The organism is Sulfolobus sp. B1 (assembly GCF_007050195.1).
Classification (GTDB): domain Archaea; phylum Thermoproteota; class Thermoprotei_A; order Sulfolobales; family Sulfolobaceae; genus Saccharolobus.
In genome coordinates, this window is record NZ_QIMI01000342.1 from 1 (window position 1) to 648 (window position 648).

Below are 648 nucleotides of genomic sequence, written 5' to 3' on the forward strand. Positions count from 1 at the left end.
AAACAAGACTATTATCATTCTTTCAATACTACCAATATTCATGGCGTTAGTTCTAGTAATGACTACCTCTAAATGGTATATAATCGCAATACTTTTCCCTTTATTTATAATTTTCCTAGCCCTAAATCTAGATGAGAGACCGCTAATACATATTTCAGTAAGCGTTGAAAAAAATGTTATCTACGTGGGAGATGAGTTAAAAGTCAAGGTCAATGTAAACTTGGAAAAAGGATTTGGATTAATAATCTTTAGATCACCTCCCATACCAAAGACTCAAATGGCTGAAGGCTTTGAACTCGTTAAAGGTACGAACGTTCACGTAATATTTAAGGGATTTAAAAGGGTTAATAAGGACTTTGAATATACTTTGAAGGCGTTAAAGAGAGGGGTTTATCCATTAGATAAAGTTGAATATACTTTTTATCATCCCTTTGGTGCTCATGAAATAATCAAGGATTCTATCAACATAAAAGAAGAAGTAAAAGTATTGCCTAAAATAAAGATAATTTATAGAATACCCAACAACATTAAGCCTAAGGAAGCCTTCCCTAGATTTTCCCCATCAAAAGTCGGACCTTATTCAACTGACTTTAAGTCAATAAGGAAATATGAAATAGGAGATCCCTATAAGTTCATTAACTGGAAGGC

Annotated in this window: 1 protein-coding gene; it reads left to right on the forward strand. The window is 32.9% G+C overall.

The window, feature by feature from the left end; genetic code table 11:
• Positions 1–40: 40 nt before the first annotated feature.
• The coding region (locus DMP16_RS10605) for a BatD family protein (RefSeq protein WP_221929538.1) at positions 41–648 on the forward strand (608 nt) is incomplete at its 3' end.